The organism is Streptomyces sp. NPDC012474 (genome assembly GCF_042955185.1).
Classification (GTDB): domain Bacteria; phylum Actinomycetota; class Actinomycetes; order Streptomycetales; family Streptomycetaceae; genus Streptomyces; species Streptomyces cahuitamycinicus.
The window spans coordinates 26,053-40,733 of record NZ_JBIBEP010000016.1 but is presented as its reverse complement, the minus strand read 5'-3'; the positions used below and the strand labels follow the sequence as shown (position 1 = coordinate 40,733).

Here is a 14,681-nt window from a genome sequence, read left to right as displayed (position 1 = left end):
GAGGCCATCCATGGCCAATCCGGGGAAGGTGGACTGATTTCGATGGCGGAGTGGACTTCAGCTGTGGGTGCGGCGCAGCTCGCCCGGCTCCTCGGCTCCCAGCAGGACCGCCCGGCGGGCCCCGGCACGCGCCGGCCGCCGGCCTACCGTGCGCTCGCCGACGGCATCCGCCTGCTGGTACTCGAAGGACGGGTACCGGTGGCGGCCCGGCTGCCCGCCGAACGGGAACTCGCCCTCTCCCTGTCCGTCAGCCGCACGACGGTCGCCGCCGCGTACGAGGCGCTGCGCAGCGAGGGCTTCCTGGAGTCCCGGCGCGGCGCCGGCAGCTGGACCGCCGTCCCGGCCGGGAACCCGCTGCCCGCCCGCGGTCTCGAGCCCCTGCCGCCGGAGGCCCTCGGCTCCCTGATCGACCTCGGCTGTGCCGCCCTCCCCGCGCCCGAGCCCTGGCTCACCCGGGCCGTCCAGGGCGCGCTGGAGGAACTGCCGCCCTACGCGCACACGCACGGCGACTACCCCGCCGGGCTGCCCGCGCTGCGGGCGATGATCGCCGAGCGGTACACCGCGCGCGGCATCCCCACCATGCCCGAGCAGATCATGGTGACGACCGGGGCGATGGGCGCGATCGACGCCATCTGCCACCTGTTCGCCGGGCGCGGTGAGCGCATCGCCGTCGAGTCGCCCTCGTACGCCAACATCCTCCAGCTGATGCGGGAGGCCGGGGCCCGGCTGGTGCCCGTCGCCATGGCCGAGGGGCTCACCGGGTGGGACATGGACCGCTGGCGGCAGGTCCTGCGGGACGCCGCGCCCCGTATCGCGTACGTCGTGGCCGACTTCCACAACCCGACCGGGGCGCTCGCCGACGAGGACCAGCGGCGGCGGCTGGTGGACGCGGCGCGGTCCGCGGGGACGGTGCTGATCGCGGACGAGACGATGAGCGAGCTGTGGCTGGACGCGGAGGTGCGGATGCCACGGCCGGTGTGCGCGTTCGATCCCGCCGGATCGACGGTGATCACGGTGGGGTCGGCGAGCAAGGCGTTCTGGGCCGGGATGCGGATCGGGTGGGTACGGGCCGCGCCGGACGTGATCCGCAGTCTGGTCGCCGCCCGGGCGTACGCCGATCTCGGTACGCCGGTGCTGGAGCAACTGGCGGTGAACTGGCTCTTCGGGACCGGGGGCTGGGAGCAGGCCGTTCAGGTGCGGCGGGAGCAGGCGCGGTCGAACCGGGACGAGCTGGTGGCCGCGGTGCGGCGGGTGCTGCCCGGATGGGAGTTCGAGGTCCCTCGGGGCGGATTGACGCTGTGGGTGCGCACGGGCGGTCTCTCCGGGTCACGGCTCGCCGAGGCCGGGGAGCGCGTGGGGGTGCGGGTGCCGTCCGGGCCGCGGTTCGGAGTGGACGGGGCCTTCGAGGGATACGTGCGGTTGCCGTTCACCGTGGGCGGCGCGGTGGCCGAGGAGGCCGCTGCGCGGCTGGCCGCGGCGGCGGCGCTGGTGGAGAGCGGTGCGGTGGGGAACGCGGAGGCGCCGCGTACGTTCGTGGCTTAGGCAAATGTCCGCGAAGTCGTCGTCCCCCCCCGGAGGGTGGGGCGGGCCCTGCGGCGTCCGGTGCGTGCTCTCTGCGTGCCGGGCTGGTCGGTCGTAGGGGGTGCTCGGCCGGTGCGGCGAGTGGGGGTACCGGGGACACTTCGCTGCTCGGATACCAGGGGCGCTCCCTGCTCGGGTATCGGGGCGCTCCCTGCTCGGGTATCGGGGCGCTCCCTGCTCGGGTACCGGGGCACGCCTGCTCGCTTTGCGGGCACTCCCTGGCACAGGCCGGGTGTGGCCGCCGAGGGCCGTGCACCCCCGGTGGCACGAGAACCGTGGCCGGGGCTATGTCTCCTTGGTCAGGACCGGCACCGGGTTCGGCAGGGGCTCCTCGGTCAGGACGGGCACCGCGGCCGGAGTTGCTTCCGGCGTCTGCGGGGCCTCCGGCTCCGGTTCCTCCGCCGCCGGAACCGGCTCCGGCGCGTCTTCCGACTGGTCCTGCTCCGGGATCGTCTCCCCGTCCGCCGGGGTCGTGCGCGGCGGGAGGAGGCTGAGGACCGCTTCGCAGAGGGCGTCGGGTGTCGCGTCGTCGTAGGGGTTGGGGGTGGCCGGTACCTGGAGGCGGTGGACCGGCCCCGTGCCGAGGCGGGCGTAGCCGCGGCCGGGCGGGAGCTCGTCGATCGGGGTGGTGTGCGGGGGCGCGCCCAGCACCGCCTCGAGCTGCTCCGCCGTCGCCGGGCCCAGGACCACACGGGCGCGGGTGTGCTGGCGCACCGGGTCGATCAGGGCGTCGATGCTGTCCAGCTGGTCGGCCACGACCACCGTCACGTTCGCCGGGCGGCCGTGCCGGAGGGGGACCTGGAGGAGGGACTGCGGGTCCTTGCGGCCGTCCGTCGCGGCCAGGTGGGTGAAGGCCGTCGGGCGGTCGAGGAGGATCCACAGCGGGCGCTTGGTGTCGTCGGGCGGCGGGTGGCCGGCCTGGTGGGCCCGGTTGGCGGCGATGAGCCGGCGCTCGGTCTCGGTCGCGGCCCACTCCAGACTGGCCGTGACCCCGGCGAGCCCCGCCTCGACCGCCAGGACGCCGTCCCGGCCGGTCAGGCAGGCGTACTCGCCGGTGCCGCCGCCGTCGACGATCACCACGTCGCCGTGGAGCAGGGCCTGCAGGGCGATGGACCGCAGCAGGGTGGAGGTGCCGCTGCCCGGCTGGCCGAGCGCCAGCAGGTGCGGTTCGGTGGAGCGCAGGCCCGTGCGCCAGACGACCGGCGGTACGTCCCGCTGTCGTCCCCCATGGGTGAGGGGAAGCGTGCGCTGGACCCGGGTGGGGTCGGTGAAGCCGAGAACCGTCTCGCCGGGGGTGGTGACGAAACGCTGGGCGGCGATGTCGACGGGCAGCGGCAGGAGTACGCCCACCGTCAACTGGTTGCCCTCCTCGTCCCACGTGAAGTGGTATTCGCGGCCCCGGCCCGACTTGGCCGCGAGGAGGTGCTCGATCCGGGCGCGGGCCTCGGCCTCGCCGTCGGTGAAGTACGCCGGGTAGCGAACCACCAGCTGCGAGATCCGGCCGCCGCCGTCGAACGCGTAGGTGGGGAAGGCCTTGTCCCACGCGCCGCCGTGGGAGTACAGCGGCTCGGGGTCCTCGGCGGCGGAGAAGTACGGCACCAGCGCCTCGTACAGCGACTTCAGCCGCTGGGTCTGCGACTCGTCGGGCCCGTCGGATGCCGCGGGGGAGCGGTCCCGGCCCTGCCAGGCCGCCGCCGCCATGAGGGTGATGGCGGCCAGTAGCGGTCCGTACGGCACCAGCGCCACGATCAGGATCACCGACGCCGCCAGGAACAGCAGTGCCCCCCGGCGCTCCTTGGGGGTCTCGGTCCATCTGCGCCGTCCGGCCGCTGCCAGTCGGCGCAGACCCCGCGCGATCGTGATCAGCGGGTGGAGGACGTCGGTGGCGCTGTCGGCGGCCGTCCGGGCCAGCTCCCGGCTCCGGGCGAGCTGCGCGCTGCCGTTGCTCAGAATGCGGGGGAGGGGGCGCCGGGCCACTACTGCCTCCAGTGAGTGCGTACGGGCGGGATGCCTACGGGGAGCGGGGGCGTCAGAACTTGATCCCGCCGAGGAGGCTCGCCAGGCTCTCGCCGCCCGCCTTGATGCTCGGGGCGATGGCCGTACTCGCCAGGTAGAAGCCGAACAGCATGGCGACCACGGCATGTGAGGCCTTCAGCCCGTCCTTGCGGAAGAAGATGAAGACGACGATGCCGAGCAGGACCACGCCTGAGATGGAGAGGATCATTTGAGTTCTCCTGGTTCGCGGGGACAGTCACCATGAGTACTTCCAGGCTCACAGGATGTATCCATACGATAAAAGGTGCAACTGGGTGAAATGCGGATGATTTCCCCCGCGTGGCGGAGTGGTCCCGGGCCCGGTGGAGCCGGGCTGTTGCGCTGGTCCGGGTCTGTGCTGATCTTTACCTCGGGCACATCGGGTCATGTGCCGCACGAGCCAGTACCCTGGCGATTCACTCGTACGGCTGCGCCCCTCGCAGGCGTACGCACCCGAGACGATGTGCAGTGGAGAGGTGGTCCGGCCGATGACCGAAGTCCCCGACCCCGAGGTCGTGGAGCTGGCGACCAAGATCTTCGATCTGGCCCGGCGGGGACAGACCGAGGCGCTCGTGGCGTACGTCGACGCGGGGGTTCCGGCCAACCTCACCAACGACCGCGGCGACTCGCTCGTGATGCTCGCCGCCTACCACGGCCACTCCGACGCGGTGCGCGCGCTGCTGGAGCGCGGCGCCGAGGCCGACCGGGTGAACGACCGAGGCCAGACCCCGCTCGCCGGAGCGGTCTTCAAGGGCGAGACGGACGTGATCAAAGCCCTCCTGGAGGGCGGCGCCGACCCGTCCGCCGGCACCCCCTCGGCCGTCGACACCGCTCGGATGTTCGGCCGGACGGAATTGCTCGAACTGTTCGGCGAGCACTGAACCGACAGGTCCGACCAGCAGAAACACAGAAAACGGGGGAGGCGGTACAGGGCCGCCGAAATTTCGGTCGCGGCAGACGAGAGTGCCGAGTCATCATGACGACGTGGTTCACGGTCGTGATGGTTGGGCAAGTGTTGCCGCACCGCGCGGGCCGTGACGCGGTCCGCAAGGGCCACCGACGAGAGGCAGAGGAAGATGGTCTACAGCAAGCAGGAAACGGCGGGCACTCCGACGTGTTGTCGCGCGGCCAGGTAGTACACGTCCCCGGTTGCGTCGACGCTTGATGTGAGGCTGTTTCCCATGTTCGATCCGGTCATAGCGCCCAGCGGTACGCTGCTCGGCCTGCTTCAGCGGGGCCGCGGCGACGGCACGTTGCACGCGCTCACCGCCCCCCGCCCCGAGGCGCTGGCGGCGTTGAACCACTGTGTGCTGCGCGATCCCCGCCACGACTGGCAGGTGGAGAACCGCTCCCTCTACTACGCCCGCCTCTACCTCGACCTGAACGGCGAGCTGGACGAGGTCGAGGCCCATCTCTTCTGCGCCGAGGACGTCCTCGACACCGAAGAGTCCCGTACCGGACTCGCCCTCGCCGTCCTCGGGCACCTAGCCTCCTACGGCAGGCGGGACGCGCTGGAACTCCTGCGCCGGTACGCCGCCCACGGATCCAACTGGGCCTGGGCCCTCGACGAGCTCGCCCTCAGGGACGACGACGCGGGCCTGGGCGCCCTCGCCGCACCCGTCCTCGCCCGGTTCCCCGCCGATCCGGAGGGCGATGCCGAACTCGCCGCCACCGTCCGGGACGCCTTCGAGCCCCGGCCGTGGCGCCTGTGGGCCGAGGATCCCCGCGAATCCGTCGCGACACGCGTGCGTGCCGCCCACGAAACGGGCTCCTTCGACCGCTGGCAGCGGCAGATGCGGCCCTCCGGCCCCCGCCCGGGATGGAGCGTGCAGGCCGTCTTCGAGTGGGCCCAGCAGGGCATCGAACGGGGCGCCGCCCTCCATGTGCCGGCCGCCCGCTGTCTCACCGCGGTGGCGGGCCCCGAGGACCGGGCCGAGATCGTCCGGGCGGCGAAGGACGGTACCGACGGGGCCCGGTGTACGGCCCTCAGGTACCTCGCCGACCGCAACGATCCCGAGGCCCTCGATCTGATCGACGGCGCGGTCGCCACCGGCTCGACGCTCGTCGTGGACGCGGCCGTCGACGCCTTCGAACGGATGCGCTCACTGGCCGCCGTGGACCGGGCGCGCGGCTGGGCCCATCGGCCCGACGCGCTGGGCGCCGCCGCCGGACGCGTCCTCTCTTGCCGGGGCGGGGTGCAGGACCGCGACCTCGTCCTCTCCGCGCTACGGGAGGCCGTGAGGGGCGAAGGCCCCGACGCGCAGACCCTGTGGACCCTCGTGGACGGCGCCGGACGGCTCGGCATCGCCTGCGCCGCCCCCGTACTGCGCCACGTCTACCGCGAGACCGCCTCCTCCCATCTGCGCGGACGGGCCGCCCGGGCCCTGGCCGCGACCGACCCCTCCTTCGCCACCGGCTTCGCCGTCGAGTGCCTGTGGGACTGCGAGGAGACCACCCGGGAGATCGCCGCCCGGCACGCCGAGACCGGAGACACCCGCGTCGTCGAGCGACTGCGACGGCTCGCCGCCGACCCGGCCGAGGAGGCAGAGGTCCAGACGGCCGTACGCAGCCGGATCGGTCCCGAGGAGACCCCTGTGTGACCCCCCTCCGCGGCAGGACGCCGGGGCGGAATCAGGCCGCCCGGGTGAACGAGGGGTGACTGGCGGGTCAGGAGGGCATGGACGCCACCTGACCTGCGCGGGTGCACCTCAGAACGCTCATGGGACGTTCCTCGGCTGGAAAGATCCACGTTGACGCGGCCACGTCCGCCCGCCGACAACATCGGTAGGCGTGTCGTCATGGTGACCGCATCCTCCCCCCGATGTGAACGGCGTGGGCCCACTGCGCGCTCCAGACCGCCCGGCACCTCGTCGATCGCGGTCGCGCCCCCGTCGTCGCCCCGGCCCCCGCGCCCGGCAACAACAAGCCCGATGCCTCCGCTCCGTGCCCCGTCGGCCGCGTCCCCTCCCTTCCGCTCCCCGGCCGCCCCCAGGTGTATGTCGCCCTCCCAAGCCGCCGCCTCACCGCCACCCTCGCCGAGCACCGTGCCGATGTCGTCCACCTCGCCGGCCCCTTCGTCCCCGGCGTGCGCGGCATGGCCGCCGCCGCTCCTCGACATTCCCGCCGTCGCCGTCCCCCAGACCGACCTGGCCGGCTACACCCGTCCCGGCCGGTCCTAACGGCGCCGTACGGCCACGAAGCGGACCGGCGTGCCGGGTACCGCCTGGGCGGCGGCCGGGAGGTCGGCGGTGCGAACCACGGCGATCACCGGGTAGCCCCCGGTGGTCGGGTGGTCGGCCAGGAACACCACCGGCCTGCCGTCCGGCGGGACCTGCACGGCGCCCAGCACCATGCCCTCGCTGGGGAGTTCACCCGACCGGGCCCGCTCCAGGGCGGGGCCCTCCGTGCGCAGTCCGATGCGGTTGCTCGCCGAGGACACCCGGTAGGGCCGCGAGACGAAGGCCCGTACGGCCTCGGGCGTGAACCAGCCGTCGCGCGGGCCGAGCGTCACCCGCAGCACCAGCTCGGCCGGTGGCGCCGGCTGCGGGGCGACGTCCACGCGCGCGTGCACGCCGGCCGGCCGGCCCAGGGGCAGCACCGTCCCGTCCGCCAGCGGGGGCGGACCGAGTCCCGACAGCAGGTCCGTCGACCGGCTGCCGAGCACCGGCTCGACCGCGATGCCCCCGGAGACCCCGACGTAGGCGCGCAGGCCCGACACGGCGGGACCGACGTCGAGCAGCGCCCCGGCGGGTACGCGCACCGGCGCGCCCCAGGCGACGGGCCGTCCGTCCACCGCGACCCGGCAGGGCGCGCCCGCGACCGCCACGGTGACGGTCGAACGGGGTCGTACGGCACAGCCGTTGAGGGTCGTCTCCAGCACGGCGGTCTCCGGCGGATTGCCGACGAGCCGGTTGACGAGGTCGGCGGCGGGCCGGTCCAGCGCCCCGGAGCGGGGGACGCCGAGGTGGGCGTGCCCGGGACGGCCCGCGTCCTGCACGGTGGTGAGGGCCCCGGCCCGGACGACGGCCAGGGCGCGGTCCGTCATGACCCCGACCCGGGGACGAATCGCACCGGCGTGCCCGGTGACAGCAGGGCGGCCGGTACGCGCGCGTGGTCCCACAGCACGGCGTCCGTCGTGCCGATCAGCTGCCAGCCGCCCGGCGAGGAGCGCGGGTACACGCCCGTGTACGGGCCCGCCAGGGCGACCGACCCCGCCGGGACAGCCGTACGCGGAGTGGCCCGGCGCGGGACGTCGTAGCGCGACGGCAGCCCGGTGAGGTACCCGAAGCCGGGTGCGAAGCCGCAGAAGGCCACCCGGAACTCGGTGCCGCTGTGGATGCGGGCGACCTCCCGCACCGGCACGCCCCAGTGCGCTGCGACCTCGGCCAGGTCCGGGCCGTCGTAGCGGACAGGGATCTCCACCACGTCACGCGCGCGTGGGGGAGCGGACGGCAGGTCGGCGGCGGTCAGTTCGGCGGCCAGCCGGGCGGGGTCGTCGAGGCCGTCGAGGAGGACCGTGCGGGCTGCGGGCACGATCTCGCGGACCGAGAGCGATCCCTCCGCGCGGCGCCGCAGCAGCTCCGCGTGCAGGGCCTGGGCCTGGTCGCCCGAGGAGACCTCGACGAGCAGGGCGTCCTCGCCGACGCGCAGCACCTTCATGCGAAGGCCTCCACCAAGACCCCGGAGGCCTCCAGACCCTCGCGCACCCGGCGCGCCAGCTCCACCGCGCCCGGGGTGTCGCCGTGCAGACACAGGGAACGTGCGCGTACCCCGATGCGCGTGCCCGAGCGGGAGACGACCTCTCCGGAACGGGCCAGGGCCAGGGAGCGCTCCACGACGGCGTCCGGGTCGGTGACCACGGCGCCCTCCAGCGTGCGTGGCACCAGGGTGCCCGCGTCGGTGTACGCCCGGTCCGCGAACGCCTCGGTGACGACCGGCAGTCCGGCCTTCCCGGCCAGCACCAGCAGACGCGAGCCGGGCAGCCCGAGCACGGGCAGCGCGGCGTCCACGAGGAGCACACCGTCGACGACCGCGGCGGCCTGCTCCTCGTCGTGCACGACCCGGTTGTAGAGCGCGCCGTGCGGTTTCACGTAGGCGACACGGGCGCCCGCCGCGCGCGCGAAAACCTCCAGCGCGCCGATCTGGTAGGCGACTTCCGCCGCCAGCTCGGCGGGCGGCACGTCCATCGCGCGCCGCCCGAACCCGGCCAGGTCCCGGTAGGACACCTGGGCGCCGATCCGGACCCCGCGCTCGGCTGCCAGCTCGCACACCCGGCGCATGGTGACCGCGTCCCCGGCGTGGAAGCCGCAGGCCACGTTGGCGCTGGTGACGACGGACAGCAGCCGTTCGTCGTCGGTGAGCCGCCAACGGCCGAAGCCCTCGCCGAGGTCGGCGTTCAGGTCGATCGAGGTCATGTGCCGTGTCTCCTGTCAGGCCACGCGGTACTGCTCGTCGCGGGCGTCGGTGAGGAACATCTGCCCCGGGGCGTGCGTGAGGGCGAACGGCACACGCGAGGCCATCACGGCCGCCTGTGGGGTCACTCCGCAGGCCCAGAAGACCGGGATGTCGTCCGGCTCGGCGTCCACCGGGTCCCCGAAGTCGGGGCGGCCGAGGTCGTCGATGCCGAGGCCGGAGGGATCGCCGCAGTACACGGGGCTGCCGTGCACCGCCGGCAGCAGACTGCTCTCCCGGATCGCCGCCGCCAGGTGCCGGGGCGGCACCGGCCGCATGGACACCACCAGCGGTCCGTGCAGCCGCCCCGCCGGACGGCACTGGCGGCTCGTCACGTACATCGGGACGTTGCGCCCCTGCTCGACGTGGCGGATCGGCACGCCGGCCTCGCCCAGCGCCCACTCGAAGGTGAAGCTGCACCCGATGAGGAACGACACCAGATCGTCCCGCCAGTGGGCGCGTACGTCCGTCGGTTCGTCCACCAGCTCGCCGTCCCGCCACACGCGGTAGCGCGGCAGGTCGGTGCGCAGGTCCGCGCCGTCGGCGAGCACGGTCCTCCAGGAGCCGGCGTCCGTGACGTCGAGGACCGGGCAGGGCTTGGGATTGCGCTGGCAGAACAGCAGCATGTCATAGGCCCAGTCGGCGGGCACCGAGATCAGGTTGACCTGGGTGTGGCCCGCGGCGACCCCGGCCGTGGGCCCGGTCAGGCCCTTCCGGAAACGGGACCGGGCCGTTGCGGGGCTCCACGCGTGCGCGTGCTCGTCGAGAAGGAGCAGGGGGCGGTCGTCGGTACTCGTGCGGTTCACGCGAGCTCCTTCCCGCGCGTCTCCGGCAGACCCAGCAGCGCCAGCGCCGCGATGCCGTAGCCGATGGCACCGAAGACCAGCGCGCCGCCGACGCCCCAGCTGTCGGCCAGGAACCCGACCATGGTCGGGAACACGGCGCCCACCGCGCGGCCGGTGTTGTACGTGAAGCCCTGCCCCGTCCCGCGCACCGCCGTCGGGTACAGCTCGCTCAGGTAGGACCCGAAGCCGCTGAAGATCGCCGACATGCAGAACCCGAGCGGGAAACCGAGCACCAGGAGCAGGGTGTTGGCGCCGCTCGGGATGTTCGCGTACGCCAGGATGCAGAGCGCCGACAGCAGGGCGAAGAGCCAGATGTTGCGCCGCCGGCCCAGCTTGTCGGTGAGGTAGCCGCCGGTCAGGTAGCCGATGAAGGCGCCCGATATCAGGAACGTCAGATAGCCGCCGGTGCCGACGACCGACAGGTCGCGCTCGGACTTGAGATACGTCGGCACCCAGGTGGCCAGCGTGTAGTAGCCGCCCTGGACACCGGTCGACAGCAGCCCGGCGAAGATCGTGACCCGCAGCAGGCCGGGCTTGAAGATCGCCGTGAACGAGCCCTTCTCCGCGCTCTGTTCGCGCGCGGCAGCCGCCTCCGGGGCGTCGTGCACACTGCGCCGCAGCCAGATGACGAGCAGCGCGGGCAGCGCCCCGGTCCAGAACATGATGCGCCAGGCCAGGTCGTCGCCGGCCACCGAGAAGATGACGGTGTAGGCGATCACGGCCATGCCCCAGCCCACCGCCCAGGAGCTCTGGATCGCGCCGAGTGTCCGGCCCCGGTGCTTGGCGCTGGCGTACTCGGCGACCAGGATCGCGCCGACCGCCCACTCGCCGCCGAAACCGAGGCCCTGGAGGGCGCGGAAGACCAGCAGCGTCTCGTAGTTGGGGGCGAAGCCGCAGGCGACGGTGAACACCGCGTAGGTGATCACCGTGACCATCAGCGCCTTCACCCGTCCGACACGGTCGGCGAGGACGCCCGCGAGGGCCCCGCCGACCGCGGAGACCACGAGGGTGACCGTGGTGAACAGGCCCGTCTGGCCGCTGTTCAGGCCGAAGTAGGCGGACAGCGCGACCATGCTCAGCGGCAGCGTGAAGTAGTCGTACGAGTCCAGGGCATAGCCGCCGAAGGCGCCGGCGAAGGCGCGGCGGCCGCGCGGGCCCAGCGCGCGCAGCCAGCCGAACGCCCCGTCGTCCGAGGCGTGTTCGGGGCTCGCGGGGCGTGTGTCGTCGGACAGGGCCTGCGGTGGAGGGGTCGTGCTCATGGGCACCTCGCAGTGGGAGGACGGAGGGTGCTTCGGGGTGAGCCGTGCCGTACGGAAGCGGTCGGCGCCGCCGTGGGGGAGCGACGCCGTGCGTAGCACCGTAGAGGATTGTTCAACGATCCCTCAATACCCCTGTTGGTTCGTTCTTGGGATCTGCGATTGAATTCCGGCATGGCAGAGCAGCTGAAGGACCTCGCCGACGACCGGGCTCTCCTGGGGCGCACCAGCACCGCGGAGCGGGTCTCGGACATCCTCAGGAGCCGGATCGCCGAGGGCTACTTCCCTCCCGGCACACGCCTGTCGGAGGACGGCATCGGCGGCGCCCTCGGCGTCTCCCGCAACACGCTGCGCGAGGCGTTCCGGCTGCTCACGCACGAGCGTCTGCTCGTTCACGAGTTGAACCGGGGCGTCTTCGTCCGGGTCCTGACCGTGGAGGACGTCGAGGACATCTACCGCACCCGGCGTCTCGTCGAGTGCGCCGTCGTGCGGGGTCTGGGCGAGCCCCCGTACGGCCTCGACGGGCTCACCGGTGCGGTGGAGGAGGGGCGCCGGGCGGCTCGGGAAGGTGACTGGAAGAGTGTGGGTACGGCCAACATCCACTTCCACCGGGAACTGGTCGCTCTCGCCGCGAGCGAGCGCACCGCCGAGCTGATGCGGAGCGTCTTCGCCGAACTGCGGCTGGCCTTCCACGTGGTGGATGAGCCGCAGCGCCTGCATGAGCCCTACATCGCACGAAATGTCGCGATTCTCGAGGCTCTTCACGGTGGTGACCGCGACAAGGCCGAGAGCCTGCTCGCCGGATACCTCGACGACTCGCTGGAGCGCGTGGTCGAGGTGTACCGGCGGCGGGTCGGCGAGGACGGGTGAGGGCGGCGGTCGTCGACGGTGGTTGAGGACGGTGGTTGAGGGTTGAGGGCGGCGGACGAGGACGGCGGTTGAGGGTTGAGGGTTGAGGGCGGCGGTCGAGGACGGGTGAGGACGGCGGCGCAGGGGGCGTACCGCGTCGTTTGGGTCGTTGTCAGACCCAGGACCTAGTCTGTGCACCGTGACTTCGCCTGCATCGACGGACAGCGTTCCGCCCCAGCTCAGCGCGGGGCCGCGCCCCGCACCGGGGCCGGCCGCCGACGAGGGCCTGGCGCGGCGGCTGCGCGCGCTCGCCTGCACCGCGCCGCTGCACGACCTGGACGCCCGCAAGGCCAACCTCGCCGGCGAGTACTCGGTGTACGGCATGGCGGAGGTCGCCCTCGCGGCCATCGACCTGGTCACCCTGAACATGGACTTCGACACGGGCGCGGACCACGACCAGATCGTCGCCCGCCTCATCCCGCGCATCGCCGCCCAGGCCGCGCAGCGGCCCGCCGCCGAGCACGAACGGGTGGCGCGCTGGGTCCTGGAGAACCTGATCAACGTCGGCAGCGTCGACCGCGGCTTCCGCGCGGTGTACGGCACGTTCGGGGCCGACGGCACCTATGTGCGCCGTGACTACGACTTCAAGCTGATCGAGGAGGTCCCCGGCCCCGGCGGCACGGTCTACCTCCGCACGACGGACGAGGCGGTCAACGTCCTCGTCGGCGCCCTCGACACGGACGTCACCAGTGCGCAGATCGCCGCCGAGGTCAAGCTGGAGGTGCTGATCAGCCGCGGCCGGCTCGCCGACGCCCAGCTCGCGGCGGAACAGGCCCGCTACCGCACCGTGCAGTACTCGGAGACCCTGCGCCGCGCCCTGGAGGCGACCCGGCGCAACGTGCGCGCGGTGGACTGGCTCGCCACCGTGCCCGACATGATCGCCGAGGCACTGGAGCACGTCGCCGACCGCTACCGCCACGAGAACGCGATCCTCACCAACATCCGCAAGGCGCGTGACGAGTCCGAGGATCCCGAGCAGAAGCGCCGCGCCGCCGAGCTCGTCGACATCGTCAAGGACTGCATCCGGCGCCACACACAGCTGCAGTCCCGGCTGCTGGAGGCCGGGCCGCTGTTCCGCGCCGAGCAGGACCGGCAGGCCTTCGCCACTCCGATGACGACCTCGGGCACGGACTTGTACGGGCATCTCCTCTCGCCCGTGCTGCCGCTGCCGCTGGAGCAGGCCGTCCGCGTCACGGACGCCTTCTTCGGCCGCGGCACCGGGCTGCGCACGCCGGTCTCCGTCCGGGTCGGCGACCTGGTCGACATACTGCTGACGCCGCCGGCGGAGCGGGAGCACCTGGGTGCGGAGATGCCGGAACCCGACCTGATCGCCACGCCGGACGACAGCCGGTTCAGCGAGGAGCAGATGGCGGCGGCGCAGCAGCTGCTCGACCTTCCGGCGGACGCGCCGCGCCGGTTGTCGGGGCTGCTCGCCGAAGCCCGGCGGCAGGATCCCGAGCTGCCCTACCTGGTGGCCCTGCTGGCGGTGCACGCCGCCAGCCCGCCGGTCGGTACGGCCTATCGCCAGGGCGAGCAGAAGCTGCTGTTCGCCGTGGACGACGGGACCGAGCTCGACGATCCGGAGTTCGGCGGGGCGGATCTGATCGTCGGCACCGCACTGCTGGACGCGGCGGGGATGGCGGCGGACCGGACGGAAGCAGCATGAGTCAGTACGAGTGGCACAAGGAGTCCCGACCGTGAGCGAGCATGTCGAGTGGAGCGAGCCGGACGGACCGGCCCCGGCGGCCGGCGCCCCCGTCACCCCCGCCGACGCCGCCGACGCGGCTCGGCTCGTGTCCTTCGGCCTGCAGCCCAAGCTGCAGCCCGCCCGTGACCAGGAGTACGCCGACCTGCTGCGGCGGTACCGCGAGGACCCGCCGTTCGCGCGGCTCGCCGACGCCGTGGCGACCGGTCTGGGGCTGATCGTCCTGGAGGTGTCCCCGCGTGCGGGCATGGCCGTGACCGCAGCCGAGGACTCGGTGTTCGCCGTCCGGATGGGCGACTACGCGCGTCGTACGTCCGCCGACGGCGGCGACCGGTTCCTGCACGGTCTCGCCCATCTCGCCGTCGCCGCCATGGCGTTCCCGCGCCCCGAGGACCTCGCCGACGACGGCTACATCGGCCGGGTCACGGTCAACGGCGTCGACGCCTTCGTGCGCCAGGCCTGCCGCCGACTGGAGGAACGCGCCGACGAACAGGGCGAGAACACCGACCCGGCGACCGACGCACCCGGCCTGGAAGCCGCCTGGCGCATCTGGGTGCGGCGCAGCGCCACCGGCGCCACCAAGGACGCGCGCCGGCTCGCCGGTTCGACCACCGGCATCGTCGCGAAGGCCGTCGCCTTCCTCACCGACTCCGGATTCCTCCAGCGCACCGGCGACGACCACGGCGGCACGTACCGCACGGCCGCCCGATACCAGCTCCAGGTCCGCGACCTGGCCGGCAGCGCCGCCCTGGCCGAGCTGCTGGAGCTGGGCGTCGTCCCGGTCACCGACGGCACACCGACGCTGCTGCCCCCCGAGGAAGGTGACGACCTGGAGCTGGTCGCCGACGCCGGGCTGCCGTTCCACTCCTGAACTCCCACTTCGCTTCACCTCACCTCATT

Annotated in this window: 13 protein-coding genes and 1 pseudogene; 7 read left to right on the top strand and 7 right to left on the bottom strand. The window is 73.2% G+C overall.

Features of this window, described 5'->3' with window-relative positions; translation table 11 throughout:
- Positions 1–42 precede the first annotated feature (42 nt).
- Positions 43–1,542, top strand: a complete 1,500-nt coding sequence (locus tag ACFY9S_RS29340; protein WP_391133978.1) for an aminotransferase class I/II-fold pyridoxal phosphate-dependent enzyme — start codon at positions 43–45, stop codon at positions 1,540–1,542.
- Positions 1,543–1,866: 324 nt separating this feature from the next.
- Here ACFY9S_RS29340 and ACFY9S_RS29335 read toward each other — a convergent pair whose 3' ends face one another.
- Together ACFY9S_RS29335 and ACFY9S_RS29330 are read right to left on the bottom strand one after the other, a co-directional pair.
- Positions 1,867–3,558 (bottom strand): hypothetical protein, encoded by a 1,692-nt coding sequence (locus ACFY9S_RS29335; protein WP_391133975.1) that lies wholly within the window; start codon positions 3,556–3,558, stop codon positions 1,867–1,869.
- A 52-nt stretch (positions 3,559–3,610) separates the two neighbouring features.
- Positions 3,611–3,805, bottom strand: a complete 195-nt coding sequence (locus tag ACFY9S_RS29330; protein WP_030843336.1) for a hypothetical protein — start codon at positions 3,803–3,805, stop codon at positions 3,611–3,613.
- Between the two features lie 298 nt (positions 3,806–4,103).
- On the opposite strand from ACFY9S_RS29330, the gene ACFY9S_RS29325 reads away from it, so the two are divergent.
- From ACFY9S_RS29325 to ACFY9S_RS29315, 3 genes and pseudogenes are all read left to right on the top strand, one after another.
- A complete protein-coding gene (locus ACFY9S_RS29325) occupies positions 4,104–4,496 on the top strand; it encodes an ankyrin repeat domain-containing protein (protein WP_102913968.1) in 393 nt (130 codons plus the stop codon).
- Positions 4,497–4,796: 300 nt separating this feature from the next.
- Complete coding sequence (locus ACFY9S_RS29320; protein ID WP_391133971.1) at positions 4,797–6,215, top strand: HEAT repeat domain-containing protein; 1,419 nt, start codon at positions 4,797–4,799, stop codon at positions 6,213–6,215.
- Between the two features lie 198 nt (positions 6,216–6,413).
- Positions 6,414–6,779: pseudogene (locus ACFY9S_RS29315) on the top strand (glycosyltransferase); the annotation flags it as partial.
- Between the two features lie 11 nt (positions 6,780–6,790).
- On the opposite strand, the gene ACFY9S_RS29310 reads toward ACFY9S_RS29315, so the two are convergent.
- The 5 genes from ACFY9S_RS29310 to ACFY9S_RS29290 are packed head-to-tail and all read right to left on the bottom strand — an operon-like array spanning position 6,791 to position 11,170.
- The gene (locus ACFY9S_RS29310; RefSeq protein WP_391133968.1) at positions 6,791–7,660 is read right to left on the bottom strand and encodes a 5-oxoprolinase/urea amidolyase family protein; all 870 of its coding nucleotides are present in this window, start codon (positions 7,658–7,660) and stop codon (positions 6,791–6,793) included.
- Positions 7,657–8,274 carry a carboxyltransferase domain-containing protein gene (locus ACFY9S_RS29305; RefSeq protein ID WP_391133965.1) on the bottom strand — a complete coding sequence of 206 codons (618 nt, stop codon included), beginning with the start codon at positions 8,272–8,274 and terminating at the stop codon, positions 7,657–7,659. The genes ACFY9S_RS29310 and ACFY9S_RS29305 overlap by 4 nt, the downstream gene beginning before the upstream one ends.
- On the bottom strand, positions 8,271–9,029 hold the full coding sequence (locus ACFY9S_RS29300; RefSeq protein WP_391133962.1) for a 5-oxoprolinase subunit PxpA: 759 nt from the start codon (positions 9,027–9,029) through the stop codon (positions 8,271–8,273). Before ACFY9S_RS29300 ends, ACFY9S_RS29305 begins: the two co-directional genes overlap by 4 nt.
- Before the next feature lie 15 nt (positions 9,030–9,044).
- Positions 9,045–9,872 (bottom strand): putative hydro-lyase, encoded by an 828-nt coding sequence (locus ACFY9S_RS29295; RefSeq protein ID WP_391133959.1) that lies wholly within the window; start codon positions 9,870–9,872, stop codon positions 9,045–9,047.
- Positions 9,869–11,170 (bottom strand): MFS transporter, encoded by a 1,302-nt coding sequence (locus ACFY9S_RS29290; RefSeq protein WP_391133956.1) that lies wholly within the window; start codon positions 11,168–11,170, stop codon positions 9,869–9,871. Before ACFY9S_RS29290 ends, ACFY9S_RS29295 begins: the two co-directional genes overlap by 4 nt.
- Positions 11,171–11,341: 171 nt before the next feature.
- On the opposite strand from ACFY9S_RS29290, the gene ACFY9S_RS29285 reads away from it, so the two are divergent.
- From ACFY9S_RS29285 to ACFY9S_RS29275, 3 genes are all read left to right on the top strand, one after another.
- Positions 11,342–12,037, top strand: a complete 696-nt coding sequence (locus ACFY9S_RS29285) for an FCD domain-containing protein (RefSeq protein ID WP_391133953.1) — start codon at positions 11,342–11,344, stop codon at positions 12,035–12,037.
- 178 nt (positions 12,038–12,215) lie between these two features.
- Positions 12,216–13,742, top strand: coding sequence for a hypothetical protein (locus ACFY9S_RS29280; RefSeq protein ID WP_391133950.1), 1,527 nt, complete (start codon positions 12,216–12,218; stop codon positions 13,740–13,742).
- Between the two features lie 31 nt (positions 13,743–13,773).
- A complete protein-coding gene (locus ACFY9S_RS29275; protein WP_391133947.1) occupies positions 13,774–14,652 on the top strand; it encodes a hypothetical protein in 879 nt (292 codons plus the stop codon).
- Positions 14,653–14,681: the final 29 nt, after the last annotated feature.

What these genes read in the sequence shown, in the direction of transcription:
- ACFY9S_RS29340 (WP_391133978.1), top strand. Translation starts at nt 43, where the DNA reads ATGGCGGAGTGGACTTCAGCTGTGGGTGCGGCGCAGCTCGCCCGGCTC.
- ACFY9S_RS29330 (WP_030843336.1), bottom strand. Translation starts at nt 3,805, where the DNA reads ATGATCCTCTCCATCTCAGGCGTGGTCCTGCTCGGCATCGTCGTCTTC.
- ACFY9S_RS29325 (WP_102913968.1), top strand. Translation starts at nt 4,104, where the DNA reads ATGACCGAAGTCCCCGACCCCGAGGTCGTGGAGCTGGCGACCAAGATC.
- ACFY9S_RS29320 (WP_391133971.1), top strand. Translation starts at nt 4,797, where the DNA reads ATGTTCGATCCGGTCATAGCGCCCAGCGGTACGCTGCTCGGCCTGCTT.
- ACFY9S_RS29310 (WP_391133968.1), bottom strand. Translation starts at nt 7,660, where the DNA reads ATGACGGACCGCGCCCTGGCCGTCGTCCGGGCCGGGGCCCTCACCACC.
- ACFY9S_RS29305 (WP_391133965.1), bottom strand. Translation starts at nt 8,274, where the DNA reads ATGAAGGTGCTGCGCGTCGGCGAGGACGCCCTGCTCGTCGAGGTCTCC.
- ACFY9S_RS29300 (WP_391133962.1), bottom strand. Translation starts at nt 9,029, where the DNA reads ATGACCTCGATCGACCTGAACGCCGACCTCGGCGAGGGCTTCGGCCGT.
- ACFY9S_RS29290 (WP_391133956.1), bottom strand. Translation starts at nt 11,170, where the DNA reads ATGAGCACGACCCCTCCACCGCAGGCCCTGTCCGACGACACACGCCCC.
- ACFY9S_RS29285 (WP_391133953.1), top strand. Translation starts at nt 11,342, where the DNA reads ATGGCAGAGCAGCTGAAGGACCTCGCCGACGACCGGGCTCTCCTGGGG.